We start from the raw sequence: 14,932 nt of genomic DNA, 5'->3' as shown, positions 1-14,932 counted from the left end.
CTTGTGGCTTGCCGCTAGAGGCTTGCCCCTGCTTTTACGTTATAATCCCGCCCTTTCGTTGTTTCTCGCCCCTTGCGAGCACACTTCATTTTCAAGGCGCTCTGCGCCCGCATGCAGACTAAACGAGGCTAGACCCCTGTGGCATTGACGATTCTTGGCCTGTCCGGCGCCCTTAGCCATGATCCTTCGGCAGCCCTGTACATCGACGGCAAGCTGATTGCCGCTGCTGAAGAAGAGCGTTTCGTGCGCGACAAGCATGCAAAGAACCGCATGCCCTACGAGTCGGCGAAGTTCTGCCTGGAACAGGCCGGGATCAAGCCGTCCGACGTCGACGTGGTCGCGATTCCATTTGCCCCGATCAGTCTGTTCGGCAAGGCCCGCTGGCACTATGCCAAGCGCTACTGGTATGCCCCGGACCGCGCCCTGGACGCGATCCTGATGGGCAACCGTCGCTACAAGCGCTATCGCAACAAGATCGTCTGGTGCCTGGAGCAACTGGGCTTCGATCCGAAAAAGATCAAGATCGAGCCGGTGGAGCACCACCTGGCCCACGCCTCCAGCGCCTACCATTGCTCGGGCTTCAAGGAGAAGACCGCGATCCTCGGGATCGACGGCAAGGGCGAATACGCCACCACGTTCTTCGGCTACGGCGAAAACGGCAAGATCCACAAGATCAAGGAATTCTTCGACCCGGACTCCCTGGGCGGCCTGTACGGCGCGATCACCGAGTTCCTCGGCTTCGAGATGCTCGACGGCGAGTTCAAGGTCATGGGCATGGCGCCGTACGGCGATGCCAGCAAGTACGACTTCTCGCGCCTGGCCAGCTTTGAAAATGGCGAGCTGGTGATCAACACCGACTACGCCAACGTCATCGGCCTGCGCCGCTACAAGGAGAAGGGCAAGGGGTTCTACTTCTCGCCGAAACTCATCGAGTGGCTGGGTCCCAAGCGCGAAGGCGACATCGCCGACGAGCCGTACATCCATTACGCCGCCAGCATGCAGGCACTGTTCGAGAAACTGGCCCTGCAGATGATCGACCACTATCTGGGCGACACGCTGAAGGAAACCGGCAAGCTGGCCTTCGCCGGTGGCTGCGCGCTGAACGTCAAGCTGAACCAGAAGATCATCGCTCGTTCGGATGTGAAGGAACTGTTCGTGCAGCCGGCCTCCGGCGACGCGGGCACCGCAGTAGGTGCTGCGGCCTATGTTTCCCATGCCCGTGGGGTGCCGGTCGAGAAGATGGAACACGTCTATCTCGGCCCGTCCTACAGCAACGAAGACGTGATCGCCGCCTGTGCCCGCCACCCGAACAAACCGGCCTGGCGCCAGATTGAAAACACCCCCGAGCGGATCGCCAAGATCATGGTGGACGGCAACCCGGTGGCCTGGTTCCAGGGCCGCATGGAGTTCGGTCCGCGGGCCCTCGGCGGTCGTTCGATCATCGGTTGCCCGAGCGCCGCTGGCGTCGCCGACCGGATCAACGAGCAGATCAAGTTCCGCGAGCGCTGGAGGCCTTTCTGCCCGTCGATGCTCGACACCGTCGCGCCGCAGATGATCAAGGTCGACCATCCGGCACCGTTCATGACCTTCACCTTCGAAGTGGCTGAAGAGTGGAAGACCCGGGTGCCGGAAGTGGTCCACGAGGACGGCACGTCCCGGGCCCAGGTGCTCAAGCGCGAGTACAACCCGCGCTACTACGACATGATGAAGGCCCTGGAAGTGCTGACTGGCAACGGCGTTTCGCTGAACACCTCGTTGAATCGCCGCGGCGAGCCGATGATCTGCTCGCCTACCGACGCCCTGAACATGTTCTACGGCTCCGACCTGCAATACCTGATCATGGAAGACATTCTGGTGGTCAAAGACGGCGTGGATCCTTATGACACGGTCGGCTGAACGCCATGTGCTGCAGTTCTGCCACGGCTATGACGGGCCGTTCCTGGACTGCGCGCGGCAATATGCCAGCCTGTTTTCAGGCAGCGGTTATCGGGTGACCACGGTCTTTCTGACCGGGGTTGCCGATGCCGAGGTTGCCGCAGGTTGCGCGTCCGACGAAGTGCTGTTCATGGAGTACAGCTCCAAGGCCATTCGCGGCCTGAAGCTGGGTGCCATCCGTGACCTGCGCAGGATCGCCGCGTCGCGCAACTTCAGCTTGTGCATCGCCCATCGTTTCAAGCCAATCTACATCGCCCTGCTGGGGACTCGTTTGCCGGTGATCGGTGTCCACCATGCGTTTTGCGATTACAAGCGTGGCAGCCGCAAGCTGTTCGCCGGGCTGTTTCGCAAGCGCCTGAGCCTGCTCGGGGTGTCTGACGCGGTGCGTGACGACATGCGTGCCTGCCTGCCCAAGTGGTCGGCGGAGCGTATCCAGACCCTGTACAACCGGATCGACCTGGACGCCTTGCAGGCCAGCCAGTTGGGCAGGGCCGAGGCCCGCGTCGAACTGGGGCTGCCTGCCGATGCCTGGATCATTGGCAACGTCGGGCGCCTGCATCCGGACAAGGACCAGGCCACCCTGTTGCGGGGATTCGCCGCCGCGGTGCCGCAGCTACCCCAAGGCAGCCAGTTGGCGATCCTGGGTACCGGCCGCCTGGACAAGGACCTCAAGTCCCTGGCTCGCGAGCTGGGCATCGCCGATCGCGTGCTGTTCCTCGGCCAGGTTCCAGAGGCCCGGCGCTATTTCCGGGCGTTCGATGTATTCGCCCTGAGCTCCGACCACGAGCCTTTCGGCATGGTCCTGCTGGAGGCCATGGCTGCCGGCGTGCCATTGCTGGCGACCGCCTGCGGCGGTGCCAGGGAAGTAGTCGAGGGCGTGGGCATCCTGTTCCCCCTGGGGGACGTCGAGCACCTGGCCCAGGGCCTGCAACACCTGGCGGCAATGGATGAACATCAGCGGCGAGTCTGTGCCGAACTGATGCTCGATCGCCTGCGTGAGCGGTTCTCCGACCGGGCCGTGCGCGACGTATTCTGGCGCCTGCCACACGTCACCGAACTGACCGCGAGGGGCTGATGCTCAATCGATTCCAAGGCTGGCGCGAGCGCGGCTGGTCTGTCATTGACGCGTCGACCTATGCCGATGCCTGGCAGCGTTTCGGTGGCAGCGTGGCCACCTACCCGCTGGTTGTCGCGCAGTTGGCGGACATGGCACAGATTCCGGTGCGCTACCTGGCCTGGGAGCGCGATGGCCAGGTGCAGGCAGCCATCGCTACCTGGGGGCGGGACCTGGCGTTGTCCAAGGACGTACTCAAGCGCGCGGGCAAGAAAGGCCTGTTCGACATCGGCAATGCCGAGCTGATCCTTCCAGCAGCGGCCGATGCCCAGGCACCACTGCGCCATCGCGGACGCTATCTCTCGGCGTTGAACGAAGGGCGCTTCGCTCAGCTGCGACCCCAGGCTGAACAACTGGCCATGGCCCGGACCCCGGAAGAATTGTCGAAGAAGTTTCGCTACAACCAGCGTCGCGAATTGCGTCTGCTGGAAGAGGCGGGCGGGGTGGTACGCCCGGTGAGTGATTTCACCAGTCTCGAGTTGGCCGCCATCTATTGCGATCTGTTCCAGCGTCGCTGGGGATTTGCCGCGACGGGCGCCGAGCGCATGCCCGAGGTGCTGGAGCGTCTTCGCGAACTGCTGATCGGCTCGGTAATCTTTCTCAACGACGCACCGATTGCCGTGCAACTGGTCTATCGGGTCGAAGCGCCGCAATGGATCAGCGTCGAGTACGTGAATGGTGGTGTCGACCCCCAGACCCGTGAATTCAGCCCCGGCAGTGTGCTCAGTTTCCTCAACACCCAGAGTGCCTGGGAGCAGGCGCGGGCGCTGGACAAACCGCTGCGTTTTTCCTTTGGTCGCGCCGACCGTGAATACAAGGATCGTTGGTGCAATCCTGTGCCGGTTTTCCAGGTATGAGCCAACCCATGAGTCGCAAGCAGCAACTGCTCAAGCGTCACCGGCGCAACAAGCGTATCGCCTTGTCGATCGGGTTGGCGCTGTTGCTGCTGGCTGGAATCCTGGTGGCCTGGTGGTTACCGCTGGTGCTGGCGGTACTGGGCTGGCTGGCCCATGAAGCCTGGTTTGCCGACCACCTGTTCTATTCCCCCCAGGATGACTACGCCTACCAGTTGCAGGCGGATGAGCAGCTCTCGTTGCAACTGTCCGAGAGCAGGCTGAATCTGCCCCAGTCCCTGGTCCTGGATGATAAAGACACCTTGATTCTCAAGGTGCGTCTCACGTCGTCCTGGCTGGGGCGGCTGTTCGATCCGGGCGTGCGAATGCTCGGTGGGACTGCGGACTGCCAGGACTTCGAGCGCGGTGTGCGAGGGGTGCGCTACCTGAATCTGACCGGGCAGCAGGCCGCCCTCAAGGATTCGAAGTTGACGCTCGTGGGCCGCTTTTGCCGGCTGGATCCCGAGGTCGAGTTGTTTGTCCTGCGCCATCCCGACTACCTGGCCAAGCGTGTGCTGGTCGTGGCGCCCCATGCCGACGATGCCGAGTTGGCAGCGTTCGGCCTGTACAGCCAGGCCGCGCAAAGCTGGATAGTGACCCTGACTGCAGGCGAGATCGAAGCCGAGCACTACCGGCAGATGGGGCTCGAAGGTGTCGAGGCGGCTCGCTTGAAGGGCTCGCTCCGGGCCTGGGACAGCATCAGCGTGCCCTTATGGGCAGGCGTTCCCCAGGAGCGTTGCGTGCAGTTGGGGTACTTCTGCCTGCAACTGGCAGCGATGCAGGCCGCACCTGCGGAGTCTTTCGGCTCGCGAGAGGCCGACATGGCCGATACTCGTCCTTTCCGGCGTTTCAATCGCTTGAGCCTGGCCAGCGACGCCGACGGAGTTCCCTCCTGGCAGAACCTGGTCCGGGATATGGTCGAACTGATCGAGCATATCCAGCCTCAGGTCATCGTCCTGCCTCACCCCCATTTCGATCCCCATCCGGACCATGTCTGTGCGCAGCAGGCGGTGCTGGAGGCTCTGAGCAGAACCGGCAGCCAGCCCGAGACCCTGCTTTATTATGCCAACCATCTGCACGACAACGACCGTTGGCCGATGGGGCGTGCCGGCTGTGGCGTGGCACTGCCGCCACAGTTGGCAACACAGGCGCCGCTGCGACCCTGGGCGTTGTCCATCCTTCCACAAAGACAGTGGCACAAGGCTATGTCTTTGGGCATGATGCACGACTTGCAGCCGCCACCCCCCTTCAAACGCAAGATCAGGCGCCTCATCCAGCGTTATCTGGCTGCCCGGCATTGGCCTGCATTTGGTGAAAACGAGTTTTTCCGCAAGGCGGTGCGCCAGCACGAGCTGTTCTGGGTCGACGAGAAGCCAAGCAAAAGAGAGGAAGTGTGAAAGTTCTGTTTCTGGTTCAGAAAGAACAGCGGGCCATTCTTGATCGACTCTATGACGGCATTGCCGAACAGTGCGATTGTGACATGCGCCTGCTGACCAGTGCCGAGCAGGACAATCTGCGCAAGTATTTCCGCGAACACGTGGATGTCGAGCGTTACGACCGGATCGTTTTTTTTCTGCGCTTCAAAAAGGAAATCAGACAGGTCAGGTTCATACAGACGCTGCCTAACCTGGTTATCCTCGAGCATGACGCGTACCAGAACTACATCCCTTGCAAGTACACCGGCAAGTTCAGCGCGCACTACCGCAAGCTGCCCTGGGCACGGGTCATCAGTTCGGGATACATGGTCAGCCAGCGTTTGTGTGAGGAAGGTTTTGATGCGCACTTCGTACCCAAGGGTTACGACCAGGCGCTGTTGCAGGATCGCGCTCGTGAGCGGGACATCGAGCTGGGCTTCGTCGGCAGCCTGAACAGCGTGGCGTACTCTGGTCGCAAGGACATGCTGGAGTCGATTGCCGAAGTCGAGAACCTGTTGATCACCCGCACCAAGTCGGGTGAGGAATATTGCGAAACCCTGAATCGTATTCGCTATTTCGTCAGTGCCGACGTCGGCATGGGCGAATACATGATCAAGAACTTCGAAGCCATGGCTTGTGGCTGCGTATTGTTCGCTTTTGACCAGGGCGCCGAGGAGAACCGGGCCTTGGGTTTTATCGATATGCAGAACATTGTACTGTACCGCGATCGTGAGGAACTGAGGCAGAAACTCCAGCAACTGCGCGCCTCACCAGAGCTCAGCCAGTCCATCGCAGAGGCGGGGCAGGCCCTGGTAGAACAGCGCTACAGCTTCCGGGCGGTAGGCCATGCGGTGGTTGAATGCATGCGCGCCCCGCTTCGCGAGCGTGCACCGCTGAGCTGGACAGAAAGACTACGTGTGGCGTTGGGCTTGTAAGAGCCTCGTGACAACTTCCCGCTAATGACTTGGTGCTATTAAATGCTGTTTAGCGAAACTAGCGATATATCGGTGGTGGTGACCAGTTGTGGTCGTTTCGACCTGTTGAAACGAACCCTGGAAACATTCGATCGCTTCAATACCGCACCTATCCGCCAGGTGTTCATCACCGAAGATTCCGGTGATAAAGAGGTGGAGAACTGCATTCCGGAACATTGGCGGCCGCATACCCGGTTTTTTGTCAACGCCCCGCGCCTGGGTCAGCTGCGCTCCATCGATCTTGCCTATGAGCAGGTGCAGACTTCCTGGGTCTTCCACTGCGAGGATGACTGGGGTTTTTATCGTGAAGGCTTTATCGAAGAGTCCCAGGTCCTCCTGGAAAACGACCCTCAAGCGCTGCAAGTCTGGCTGCGCAGCTTCAATCATGATCTGGCCGTACACAGCCCCTACATCTTCCTGAACGATCGCAAGGTGGTCGACGGGATTCCTTTTTACGTGCTGGGTTCGCACAAGGCTGACTGGCAGGGCTTTTCCCTGAATCCAGGCCTGCGACGCAAGGCGGACTACCTGTTGCATGCCCCTTACTCGGCATTTTCAGGAGAGAAGGATCTTTCGCGGGTGTATGCCCGTGACAATCGTTATGGCCTGATTCTGGAAAATGACGCAGTGCTGCACACGGGCTTTGGCGAGCATGTCGAGCTTCCCAAGGAGCGAGTGGACAAACAGCGTCGCAAGCGTCGTGACCGAATCAAGTTGTCGGCAGTTTTTATTCTTGGTCTCGCATTGGGTTGGTTGATACATGGAATTTGATCGTTCGAAGCCTGGTAGAACCATGCTCTACTTCAGCACGCTGTTGTGCGTGTTTTTGTTGAGTTATGTGGTGGGCTGGTCCTCTAAGTGGACTAACAATATCTTTTACGCCTTCATTGCCTTGCCGGGGCTGGTCTTCCTGATTGCCGGCCATGGCCGCAAGTTGCTCAAGGAGCCTCTGGCCTGGGGCTGGCTGGTCTTTATCCTGTGGTTCTTCGTGCCTGGAATCCTTGCCGGCAAAGGCCAGTTCTACAAGCACATCACCTATACCCTGCTGTTCATATTCGTTGTCGCGGCCCTGACTGCCCCGGCATTCTTCCGTAGCCCACAGTTCATCCGTGGCCAGTTCTGGATCCTCTGTCTGTATATCTATGCCAGTTCGATCTACAGCTGGAGCACGGGAGAGTTCGAGTTTGGTAGTCGGGTCGGTCTCTTGCCGGCACGCCTGCAGAATGTGATCTACGCCAGTATCTGGCTGTTCTGTGCGTTGGCCCTGGCCCTGCCTTTGTGGGTGAAGTCCAAGCGCTGGGTAGAAGCGGCTGCCGCGATCCTGTTGTCGGTGGTGGCTGTGACCTTTGTCCTGCAGACTCGTACGGCGCTGGTCGGCGCGGCATTTCTCTTCGGCCTCTGGGTGCTGTACGGCTTGTATCTCAAGCCCAAGGCCGTGGGAGCAGCCGTCGTCCTCGGTGCAGTGGTTCTGGCTGCCGTGGTCTGGGGCATTCACAACGAGGCGTGGTATCAGTCGTTGTGGACGCGTGGCGACTCCTACCGGACCGAGTTGTTCCACGTGATGGTTGGCGAGTGGCAGAACTGTGGCTGGACCCTGGGCTGCGGCGTGGACTTCCACTCTAGCCAGTTGCTGGGTGGTTGGATGCCAATCCAGCACCCGCATAACATTTTCGTCGCGCTGGGCCTGTATACCGGCGCGCCGGCACTGTTGATCTTCGTTGGCCTGATGGCGGCTACGCTAGCCTATGCCTGGCGTCTGCGCGATGCGTGGGGCATGTACCTGGCGTGCGCTCTGGTGATGCTCAACTTCGATGGCAGCCTGTTGATCGGCAACCCGGATGAGTTGTGGCCGCTGGTCCTGCTACCGGCAGCCCTGATCCTGGGGCATGCACTAAAACCGCGACCAGTACAAAACCTGTAAAGCGACTTCACCTCCAGCGCTGTGCATTACACCTTCTGCAAGGCTCCCATCAGGTCTTGCTCGGAGCAGGTGTCTTGCCCGGCGCTGTAGTGCTTGAGGAAGGTCGCTCCCTGATCCTTCAGCAGCCACTGGCGGTCTTCGGTGTAACGCAGCATGTGCTTGAAGTTGCGCAGGCGCAGGCTCTTGCGCAAGGGGCGGCGATGCACCTGCAGGTCGGCGATGTCGATCAGGCCTAGCTGCCCCTCGGGTGTCAGGACGATATTGCCCAGGTGAGCGGAGCGGAAGTAGATGCCGCGCTCATGCAGGGTCGCCATGAAGCTGCCCAGCTGGGCGCGTAACTGTTCGCCATGTTCTTCATCTTCCAGCAACTGGCGCAGGGTCTGTCCCGGCAGGGGGCTGTAGTGCACGGCGTCACGCTCGATACTGGCGATGCGGTAGACCTGGCGCACCTTGGGGCAGGGGATCTGCCGCTCATCCAGTGCCTTGCAGTTGTCGGCGAAGCGACGGGCGTAGGGGTACCAGGCTGCCGAGGTCAGCAGGCGCTTGCGACGAAAGAGCTTGAAGATCGAGCCGTCACTCAGACGCAGCACCTTGTCGCCATGGCCATCGGCCTCGAGGACTTCGGCGCCCTCGCGCAGGGTGAGGTAGCGGGCGGGGTCGAGCGCTTGCATCAATACTCCAGAGTCAACGCCGGCGGGCATGGATAGGGGGGCCGTATACTACCTCAGCTCAGGTGCGAAAATGCCCTGTGTTATAGTAAGCGGCTAATTTCCCATCCAACGAGCTCTCATGACTATCCCCAATCCTGCCGCGGCGTCGAGTCTGAAGATATACCTGCGCTTGCTGTCATATGTGCGTCCCTACTGGGGAATGTTCGCACTGAGCATCTTGGGTTTCGTGATTTTCGCTTCGACCCAGCCCATGTTGGCGGGAATCCTGAAGTACTTCGTTGATGGGCTCAGCAATCCCAATGCTGTGCTGTTTCCCGATGTCCCTTATCTGCAGGACTTGAAGCTGCTGATGGCGGTGCCGCTGTTGATCATCCTGATTGCGGCCTGGCAGGGACTTGGTTCATTCCTTGGCAATTATTACCTGGCCAAGGTGTCCCTCGGCCTGGTCCATGACCTGCGGGTCGAGTTGTTCAACAAGTTGCTGGTCCTGCCCAATCGTTATTTCGATACCCACAACTCCGGACACCTGATTTCGCGCATCACCTTCAACGTGACAATGGTCACCGGTGCGGCCACCGATGCCATCAAGGTGGTGATCCGTGAGGGCCTGACCGTCATATTCCTGTTCAGCTACCTGATCTGGATGAACTGGAAGCTGACCCTGGTGATGGTCGCCATCCTGCCGTTGATAGCCGTGATGGTGAGCAGCACCAGCAAGAAATTCCGCAAGCAGAGCAAGAAGATCCAGGTGGCGATGGGGGATGTGACCCATGTTGCCTCCGAGACCATTCAGGGCTATCGCGTGGTTCGCAGTTTCGGTGGCGAGCAGTACGAGCAGCAGCGTTTCGCACAGGCCAGCCAGGGCAACACCGACAAGCAGTTGCGCATGACCAAGACCGGCGCGGTCTATACCCCCATGCTGCAGCTGGTGATCTACTCCGCCATGGCGGCGCTGATGTTCCTGGTGCTGTTCCTGCGTGGCGATGCGACCGCCGGTGACCTGGTGGCCTATATCACCGCTGCGGGCCTGTTGCCCAAGCCGATCCGCCAACTGTCCGAAGTCAGCTCGACCATCCAGAAAGGCGTGGCCGGTGCCGAGAGCATTTTCGAGCAGCTGGATGTCGAGCCGGAAATCGATACCGGTACCGTCGAGCGTGAGCGGATCGATGGACGCCTGGAAGTGCGCAACCTGAGCTTCACCTATCCCGAAACCGACCGCCAGGTATTGCAGGACATCAGCTTCAGCGCCGACCCCGGCCAGATGATTGCCCTGGTTGGCCGCTCCGGTAGCGGCAAGTCGACCCTGGCAGGGCTGATTCCGCGTTTCTATCATCACGAAACCGGACAGATCCTGCTCGACGGCATCGAGATCGAGGACTATCGCCTGCGCAACCTGCGCCGCCACGTTGCCCAAGTGACCCAGCATGTGACCTTATTCAACGATACCGTGGCCAACAACATCGCCTACGGCGATCTGGCCGGCGCACCGCGTGCAGACATCGAGAAAGCGGCTGCCGACGCCTATGCCATGGACTTCATCGCTCAGTTGCCCGATGGCCTGGACACCCAGGTCGGAGAGAACGGCGTGCTGCTTTCCGGTGGTCAGCGCCAGCGCCTGGCGATCGCCCGGGCCTTGCTCAAGAACGCCCCGCTGCTGATCCTCGACGAGGCCACCTCGGCCCTGGATACCGAATCCGAGCGGCATATCCAGGCGGCCCTGGACAAGGTCATGAAGGGGCGCACGACGCTGGTCATCGCCCACCGCCTGTCAACCATCGAGAAGGCTGACCTGATCCTGGTCATGGATCAGGGGCGTATTGTCGAGCGCGGCACCCATGCCGAGTTGCTGGCACAAAATGGCTACTATTCGCGGCTGCATGCCATGGGCCTGGAAGAGCCGGCGCAACACGGAATTGCCTGACCCTGCAAGGGAGCGGATCGATTGCCGCTCCCCGGTCTGTCCCCTGGGCATGAACAGCCCAGGGGCATTTGTATCGCCCCTCTTACAGTCTTGACCAAGGCTAAATAATTCCACACCACGCACTTGTTATGTTTCCCGCCTGAATCGTCGATTGGATCGGGGGGGCCAACCCTCTCGTGCGGGTGCCGGAATGTTGCAACGCTTTATGTGGAAGTTATTACCCAAGACCCAACGCAGTTTCCTGCTTGGGCGCCTGTCGGTGGTGGACCGCCAAGCGGTGAACAAGTCCATGTCCGCCAATGTTCGCTTCCCGCCAGCCTTTTCCCGTCATTCCTGCTTGTTCATCCATGTCCCCAAGTGTGCCGGCAGCAGTATCTGCTCGGCCCTGTTCGATGGCTGGACGCCCGGGCATCTGCCGTTGTACTGGTACGAACAGCAGTTTCCCGAGGCGTTCTCCAGCAGTTTCAAGTTTGCCTTCGTCCGCGACCCGCTGGAGCGGATCTATTCGGCTTATGCCTTCTTGCGCGGCAATCCCATGTCGCCACGGGACCAGGCGGCTCAGGACCTGGTCATGCACTACCGGGACTTCGACGATTTCGTCAGGCGCTGGTTGCATCCCGAGAACATCGACAAGCAGATACATTTTGCCCCCCAGAGTGATTTCCTCACCGACTCCCTGGGCCGCCTGTCACTGGACTTCATGGGTTACCAGGAGCACCTGCAACGGGATTTCCAGCTGCTGTGCGAGCGTCTCGGCGTCGGGGCGCAACTTCCCCATCTCAACGGCACCCGGCAACGCGAAAGCGCTCCCGTGCGCGAGATGTGCTCAGTACGCACCCGACGCCTGGTGCGCCGGGTCTATCAACGTGACTACGAGATGCTCGGTTATGAGTAAACCTGCCTGCGTGTCTCAGGATCTCCCGCAGATCCGTCCGTACAGCTTGTCGCTTTCCGCCAGCGCCCGGGCGGCCCTCAAGCACCAGCAACCTTGCTGCCTGTGGTTGACTGGCCTGTCGGGAGCCGGCAAGTCGACCCTGGCCAACCTGTTGGAGCTGCGGCTCAACGAGTTGGGAATGCACACCTTTGTCCTCGATGGGGACAATGTGCGCAGCGGCCTGTGCCGCGACCTGGGAATGGGGGCCGAGGCCCGCAAGGAAAACATCCGCCGGATGTCGGAAGTGGCGCGTCTTATGGTGGAAGCGGGACTGCTGGTGATCGTCTCGGCGATCTCGCCGTTTCGCGCCGAGCGTGATGCCGCCAGGGCGCTGTTCGCTCCCGGACAATTCCTGGAAGTGTATGTCAGCACTCCGTTCGATACCTGTGCCCAGCGTGACCCGAAGGGGTTGTACCAGGCGGCGCTGGCGGGGCGAGTCAAGGATTTCACCGGGCTCGACAGCCCATACGAAGCGCCGTTGCAGGCCGATTGCGAGATCGATACCGCACGTATGGCGCTGCCGGAGGCGATCCGGTGCTTGCTGCAGCTTTTGCAGCGCCAATGAGTGCAGCATATTCTTCATCGGCCCCACGCAAGGCATAGAACGAGGCGGCGCCAACCCTGTGCTAATATCGCGCCCCTGTTCATTTTGTATGTGGGATGCTCCATGAAGTTGTCCATGCCGCGATTCGATCAAGCCCCCGTCTTGGTGGTCGGCGATGTCATGCTCGACCGTTACTGGCATGGTGGTACCTCACGGATTTCCCCTGAGGCGCCGGTACCGGTAGTCAAGGTCGAGCAGATCGAGGACCGCCCGGGCGGTGCTGCCAACGTTGCCCTGAACATCGCCGCCCTGGGCGCACCGGCCTCGCTGGTCGGGGTGACCGGCGACGACGAGGCGGCCGACAGCCTGGCCAACAGCCTGCAAGGTGCAGGCGTGCGTGCCTTGTTCCAGCGCATCAAGCACCAGCCGACCATCGTCAAGCTGCGGGTCATGAGCCGCCACCAGCAATTGCTGCGCATCGATTTCGAAGAACCTTTCGCCACCGACGCCCTGGCCCTGGCCAGCGAGGTCGACGCGCTGCTGGATGGCATCAAGGTGCTGGTGCTGTCCGACTACGGCAAGGGCGCGCTGCGCAATCACCAGGTGTTGATTGCCGCCGCCCGGGCTCGTGGCATTCCGGTGCTGGCCGACCCCAAGGGCAAGGATTTCTCCATCTACCGCGGCGCCAGCCTGATCACTCCGAACCTCAGCGAATTCGAAACCATCGTCGGTGGCTGCGCCGACGAGCACGAGCTGGTGAGCAAGGGCGCCAAGCTGATGCACGACCTGGAACTGGGAGCGCTGCTGGTGACTCGTGGCGAGCATGGCATGACCCTCTTGCGTCCGGATCATCCGCCTCTGCACCTGCCGGCCCGAGCCCGCGAAGTGTTCGATGTCACCGGTGCCGGCGATACCGTGATTTCCACCCTGGCGGCGGCGATCGCCGCTGGCGAGGAACTGCCCCATGCGGTGGGCCTGGCCAATCTGGCGGCGGGTATCGTCGTCGGCAAACTGGGCACCGCGGCCATCAGTGCCCCCGAACTGCGCCGGGCGATCCAGCGCGAAGAAGGCTCCGAGCGCGGGGTGCTGAGCCTCGACCAGTTGCTGCTGGCCATCGACGATGCACGGGCGCACAACGAGAAGATTGTCTTCACCAACGGCTGCTTCGACATTCTCCACGCCGGGCATGTGACCTACCTCGAGCAGGCCAGGGCCCAGGGTGATCGTTTGATCGTAGCCATCAACGATGATGCATCGGTCAGCCGGCTCAAGGGGCCGGGGCGGCCGATCAATAGCGTCGACCGGCGCATGGCGGTGCTGGCCGGGTTGGGCGCGGTGGACTGGGTCATCAGCTTCCCCGAAGGCACCCCGGAAAACCTGCTGGCGCAGGTGCGGCCGGACGTGCTGGTCAAGGGTGGCGACTACGGTATCGACCAGGTGGTTGGCGCCGATATCGTCAAGGCCTATGGCGGTACCGTGAAGGTGCTGGGGCTGGTGGAAAACAGCTCGACCACCGCCATCGTCGAGAAGATCCGCAAGACCGACAAAGCCCAGTAAAAGGGTGTGTGTCTCGAATCACGGCGCCCCTGAGGCGCCGTTTTTTTAGCCCTGGCGCCGGGTCTTGGTGGGAACGATCTTGCGCAGGATCTGCCGGGCCTTGCCGGTCAGGCGTGCGAGCTGGGTGTCCTTTTCCGGTTCGCTCAGGCCTCGTTGCCTGAGCCAGTCCTTCCAGCGAATCCGCTCATCGCTCACTACCCAGCCTTCCTGCTGGGCGAAGCTTTCGGCCAGGTACAGGCCGCGAGTGCTGGCTGGTTGCAGCTGATCCTTTTTCAGGGTGTACAGCTCGGCGCAGGGCTGGCCGTTTTCCAGGGGCATCAGGTACAGGTCGGGACGCTTGCGGTCCAGGCGGGCCACCAGTTGGTCGCCTTCCAGGCGCTCGTCGACATGGAACAGGCTCAGGGGCTTGGCATCCCTGGGAACGTCCAGGCGCAGGTCATAGATCAGCTGCAGCGAAGCCGTGGGCAGGTGCACATAGGCCCTGGGGCGTTCCAGCAATTGCAGGTTGGCGCAGCGCACCGGGCGCGCCGCACCGGACAGTGGGGTCAGGCCAAAGTGCGGGGTTTCGCGGTAATGCAGGGCCCCGGCATAGGGGGCCGGCAGCCAGGTGTCGTTGAAGCGTCCGGCCAGCCAGCCCTCCGGCGTCTCCAGCAGGCATTCCTCGGCGATTTCCTGGATGGCGGTGTGCAGCGGCAGGTTCAATTCGTGGGCCGGCACATAGCCGGAGATCAGCTTCAGGACCACATCGCCGCGATCCTGGCGGCGTTGGCGCACCAGCACCCAGTAGTCGCGGTTCTGCCAGTGCAGGGTCAGGCGCACCGAGACGCCCAGGTTCGCCAGCTCCAGGGCGAAGCGTTCGTTGTCGGGCACACTCACCGGACGCCGGCGCTGCAGGGTCTGGGCGAAGTTCAGCGGCATTCCGACGCCCTGGTAGCAGAGCCCTTCGGGTGTCGCTTCGACGAACAGGGGCAGGGTCTTGAAGTTGCTGGGGTTCTTTCTGATCAGCGGTCGCGACATCTCGGCTCCTTCCTGCGTCGGGGACGGGGCGCCTGG

General features: G+C 61.4%; 13 protein-coding genes. 11 read left to right on the top strand and 2 right to left on the bottom strand.

What is annotated here, in order from left to right; all coding sequences use genetic code 11:
• Positions 1-138: 138 nt before the first annotated feature.
• The 7 genes from LGQ10_RS16535 to LGQ10_RS16505 are packed head-to-tail and all read left to right on the top strand — an operon-like array spanning position 139 to position 8,252.
• Positions 139-1,896 (top strand): carbamoyltransferase, encoded by a 1,758-nt coding sequence (locus LGQ10_RS16535; protein WP_226522588.1) that lies wholly within the window; start codon positions 139-141, stop codon positions 1,894-1,896.
• Positions 1,880-3,010, top strand: a complete 1,131-nt coding sequence (locus LGQ10_RS16530; RefSeq protein WP_226522587.1) for a glycosyltransferase — start codon at positions 1,880-1,882, stop codon at positions 3,008-3,010. The genes LGQ10_RS16535 and LGQ10_RS16530 overlap by 17 nt, the downstream gene beginning before the upstream one ends.
• Entirely contained in the window at positions 3,010-3,906 is an 897-nt protein-coding gene (locus LGQ10_RS16525) for an antimicrobial resistance protein Mig-14 (protein ID WP_226522586.1), read from the top strand. The genes LGQ10_RS16530 and LGQ10_RS16525 overlap by 1 nt, the downstream gene beginning before the upstream one ends.
• Before the next feature lie 8 nt (positions 3,907-3,914).
• On the top strand, positions 3,915-5,339 hold the full coding sequence (locus tag LGQ10_RS16520) for a PIG-L deacetylase family protein (protein ID WP_226522585.1): 1,425 nt from the start codon (positions 3,915-3,917) through the stop codon (positions 5,337-5,339).
• Complete coding sequence (locus tag LGQ10_RS16515; protein ID WP_058434186.1) at positions 5,336-6,292, top strand: glycosyltransferase; 957 nt, start codon at positions 5,336-5,338, stop codon at positions 6,290-6,292. Before LGQ10_RS16520 ends, LGQ10_RS16515 begins: the two co-directional genes overlap by 4 nt.
• Positions 6,293-6,334: 42 nt before the next feature.
• Positions 6,335-7,102, top strand: a complete 768-nt coding sequence (locus LGQ10_RS16510) for a glycosyltransferase family 2 protein (protein ID WP_226522584.1) — start codon at positions 6,335-6,337, stop codon at positions 7,100-7,102.
• A gap of 22 nt (positions 7,103-7,124) precedes the next feature.
• Positions 7,125-8,252: an O-antigen ligase family protein gene (locus tag LGQ10_RS16505; protein WP_226522583.1), complete on the top strand. Its 1,128-nt coding sequence runs from the start codon at positions 7,125-7,127 to the stop codon at positions 8,250-8,252.
• A 26-nt stretch (positions 8,253-8,278) separates the two neighbouring features.
• Here LGQ10_RS16505 and LGQ10_RS16500 read toward each other — a convergent pair whose 3' ends face one another.
• The gene (locus tag LGQ10_RS16500) at positions 8,279-8,923 is read right to left on the bottom strand and encodes a phosphotransferase (RefSeq protein ID WP_058434183.1); all 645 of its coding nucleotides are present in this window, start codon (positions 8,921-8,923) and stop codon (positions 8,279-8,281) included.
• A gap of 118 nt (positions 8,924-9,041) precedes the next feature.
• On the opposite strand from LGQ10_RS16500, the gene msbA reads away from it, so the two are divergent.
• The 4 genes from msbA (at position 9,042) to hldE (ending at position 13,879) form a co-directional block, all read left to right on the top strand.
• Complete coding sequence (msbA, locus tag LGQ10_RS16495) at positions 9,042-10,844, top strand: lipid A export permease/ATP-binding protein MsbA (protein WP_058434182.1); 1,803 nt, start codon at positions 9,042-9,044, stop codon at positions 10,842-10,844.
• A gap of 190 nt (positions 10,845-11,034) precedes the next feature.
• Complete coding sequence (locus tag LGQ10_RS16490; RefSeq protein ID WP_058434181.1) at positions 11,035-11,739, top strand: sulfotransferase family 2 domain-containing protein; 705 nt, start codon at positions 11,035-11,037, stop codon at positions 11,737-11,739.
• Positions 11,732-12,343, top strand: a complete 612-nt coding sequence (gene cysC / locus LGQ10_RS16485) for an adenylyl-sulfate kinase (RefSeq protein ID WP_226522582.1) — start codon at positions 11,732-11,734, stop codon at positions 12,341-12,343. Before LGQ10_RS16490 ends, cysC begins: the two co-directional genes overlap by 8 nt.
• Before the next feature lie 102 nt (positions 12,344-12,445).
• Positions 12,446-13,879, top strand: coding sequence for a bifunctional D-glycero-beta-D-manno-heptose-7-phosphate kinase/D-glycero-beta-D-manno-heptose 1-phosphate adenylyltransferase HldE (gene hldE, locus LGQ10_RS16480; RefSeq protein ID WP_058434179.1), 1,434 nt, complete (start codon positions 12,446-12,448; stop codon positions 13,877-13,879).
• 45 nt (positions 13,880-13,924) lie between these two features.
• On the opposite strand, the gene LGQ10_RS16475 is transcribed toward hldE, so the two are convergent.
• The gene (locus tag LGQ10_RS16475) at positions 13,925-14,896 is read right to left on the bottom strand and encodes a metal ABC transporter ATPase (protein WP_226522581.1); all 972 of its coding nucleotides are present in this window, start codon (positions 14,894-14,896) and stop codon (positions 13,925-13,927) included.
• Between the last annotated feature and the right edge of the window lie 36 nt (positions 14,897-14,932).

The organism is Pseudomonas sp. L5B5 (assembly GCF_020520285.1).
Lineage (GTDB): Bacteria > Pseudomonadota > Gammaproteobacteria > Pseudomonadales > Pseudomonadaceae > Aquipseudomonas.
Note: the sequence above shows the minus strand (reverse complement) of the source record. Positions and strands in the feature narration are given on the sequence as shown.

What these genes read in the sequence shown, in the direction of transcription:
- cysC (WP_226522582.1), top strand. Translation starts at nt 11,732, where the DNA reads ATGAGTAAACCTGCCTGCGTGTCTCAGGATCTCCCGCAGATCCGTCCG.
- LGQ10_RS16510 (WP_226522584.1), top strand. Translation starts at nt 6,335, where the DNA reads ATGCTGTTTAGCGAAACTAGCGATATATCGGTGGTGGTGACCAGTTGT.
- LGQ10_RS16490 (WP_058434181.1), top strand. Translation starts at nt 11,035, where the DNA reads ATGTTGCAACGCTTTATGTGGAAGTTATTACCCAAGACCCAACGCAGT.
- LGQ10_RS16520 (WP_226522585.1), top strand. Translation starts at nt 3,915, where the DNA reads ATGAGTCGCAAGCAGCAACTGCTCAAGCGTCACCGGCGCAACAAGCGT.
- LGQ10_RS16500 (WP_058434183.1), bottom strand. Translation starts at nt 8,923, where the DNA reads ATGCAAGCGCTCGACCCCGCCCGCTACCTCACCCTGCGCGAGGGCGCC.
- LGQ10_RS16475 (WP_226522581.1), bottom strand. Translation starts at nt 14,896, where the DNA reads ATGTCGCGACCGCTGATCAGAAAGAACCCCAGCAACTTCAAGACCCTG.
- LGQ10_RS16525 (WP_226522586.1), top strand. Translation starts at nt 3,010, where the DNA reads ATGCTCAATCGATTCCAAGGCTGGCGCGAGCGCGGCTGGTCTGTCATT.
- msbA (WP_058434182.1), top strand. Translation starts at nt 9,042, where the DNA reads ATGACTATCCCCAATCCTGCCGCGGCGTCGAGTCTGAAGATATACCTG.
- hldE (WP_058434179.1), top strand. Translation starts at nt 12,446, where the DNA reads ATGAAGTTGTCCATGCCGCGATTCGATCAAGCCCCCGTCTTGGTGGTC.
- LGQ10_RS16505 (WP_226522583.1), top strand. Translation starts at nt 7,125, where the DNA reads ATGCTCTACTTCAGCACGCTGTTGTGCGTGTTTTTGTTGAGTTATGTG.
- LGQ10_RS16530 (WP_226522587.1), top strand. Translation starts at nt 1,880, where the DNA reads ATGACACGGTCGGCTGAACGCCATGTGCTGCAGTTCTGCCACGGCTAT.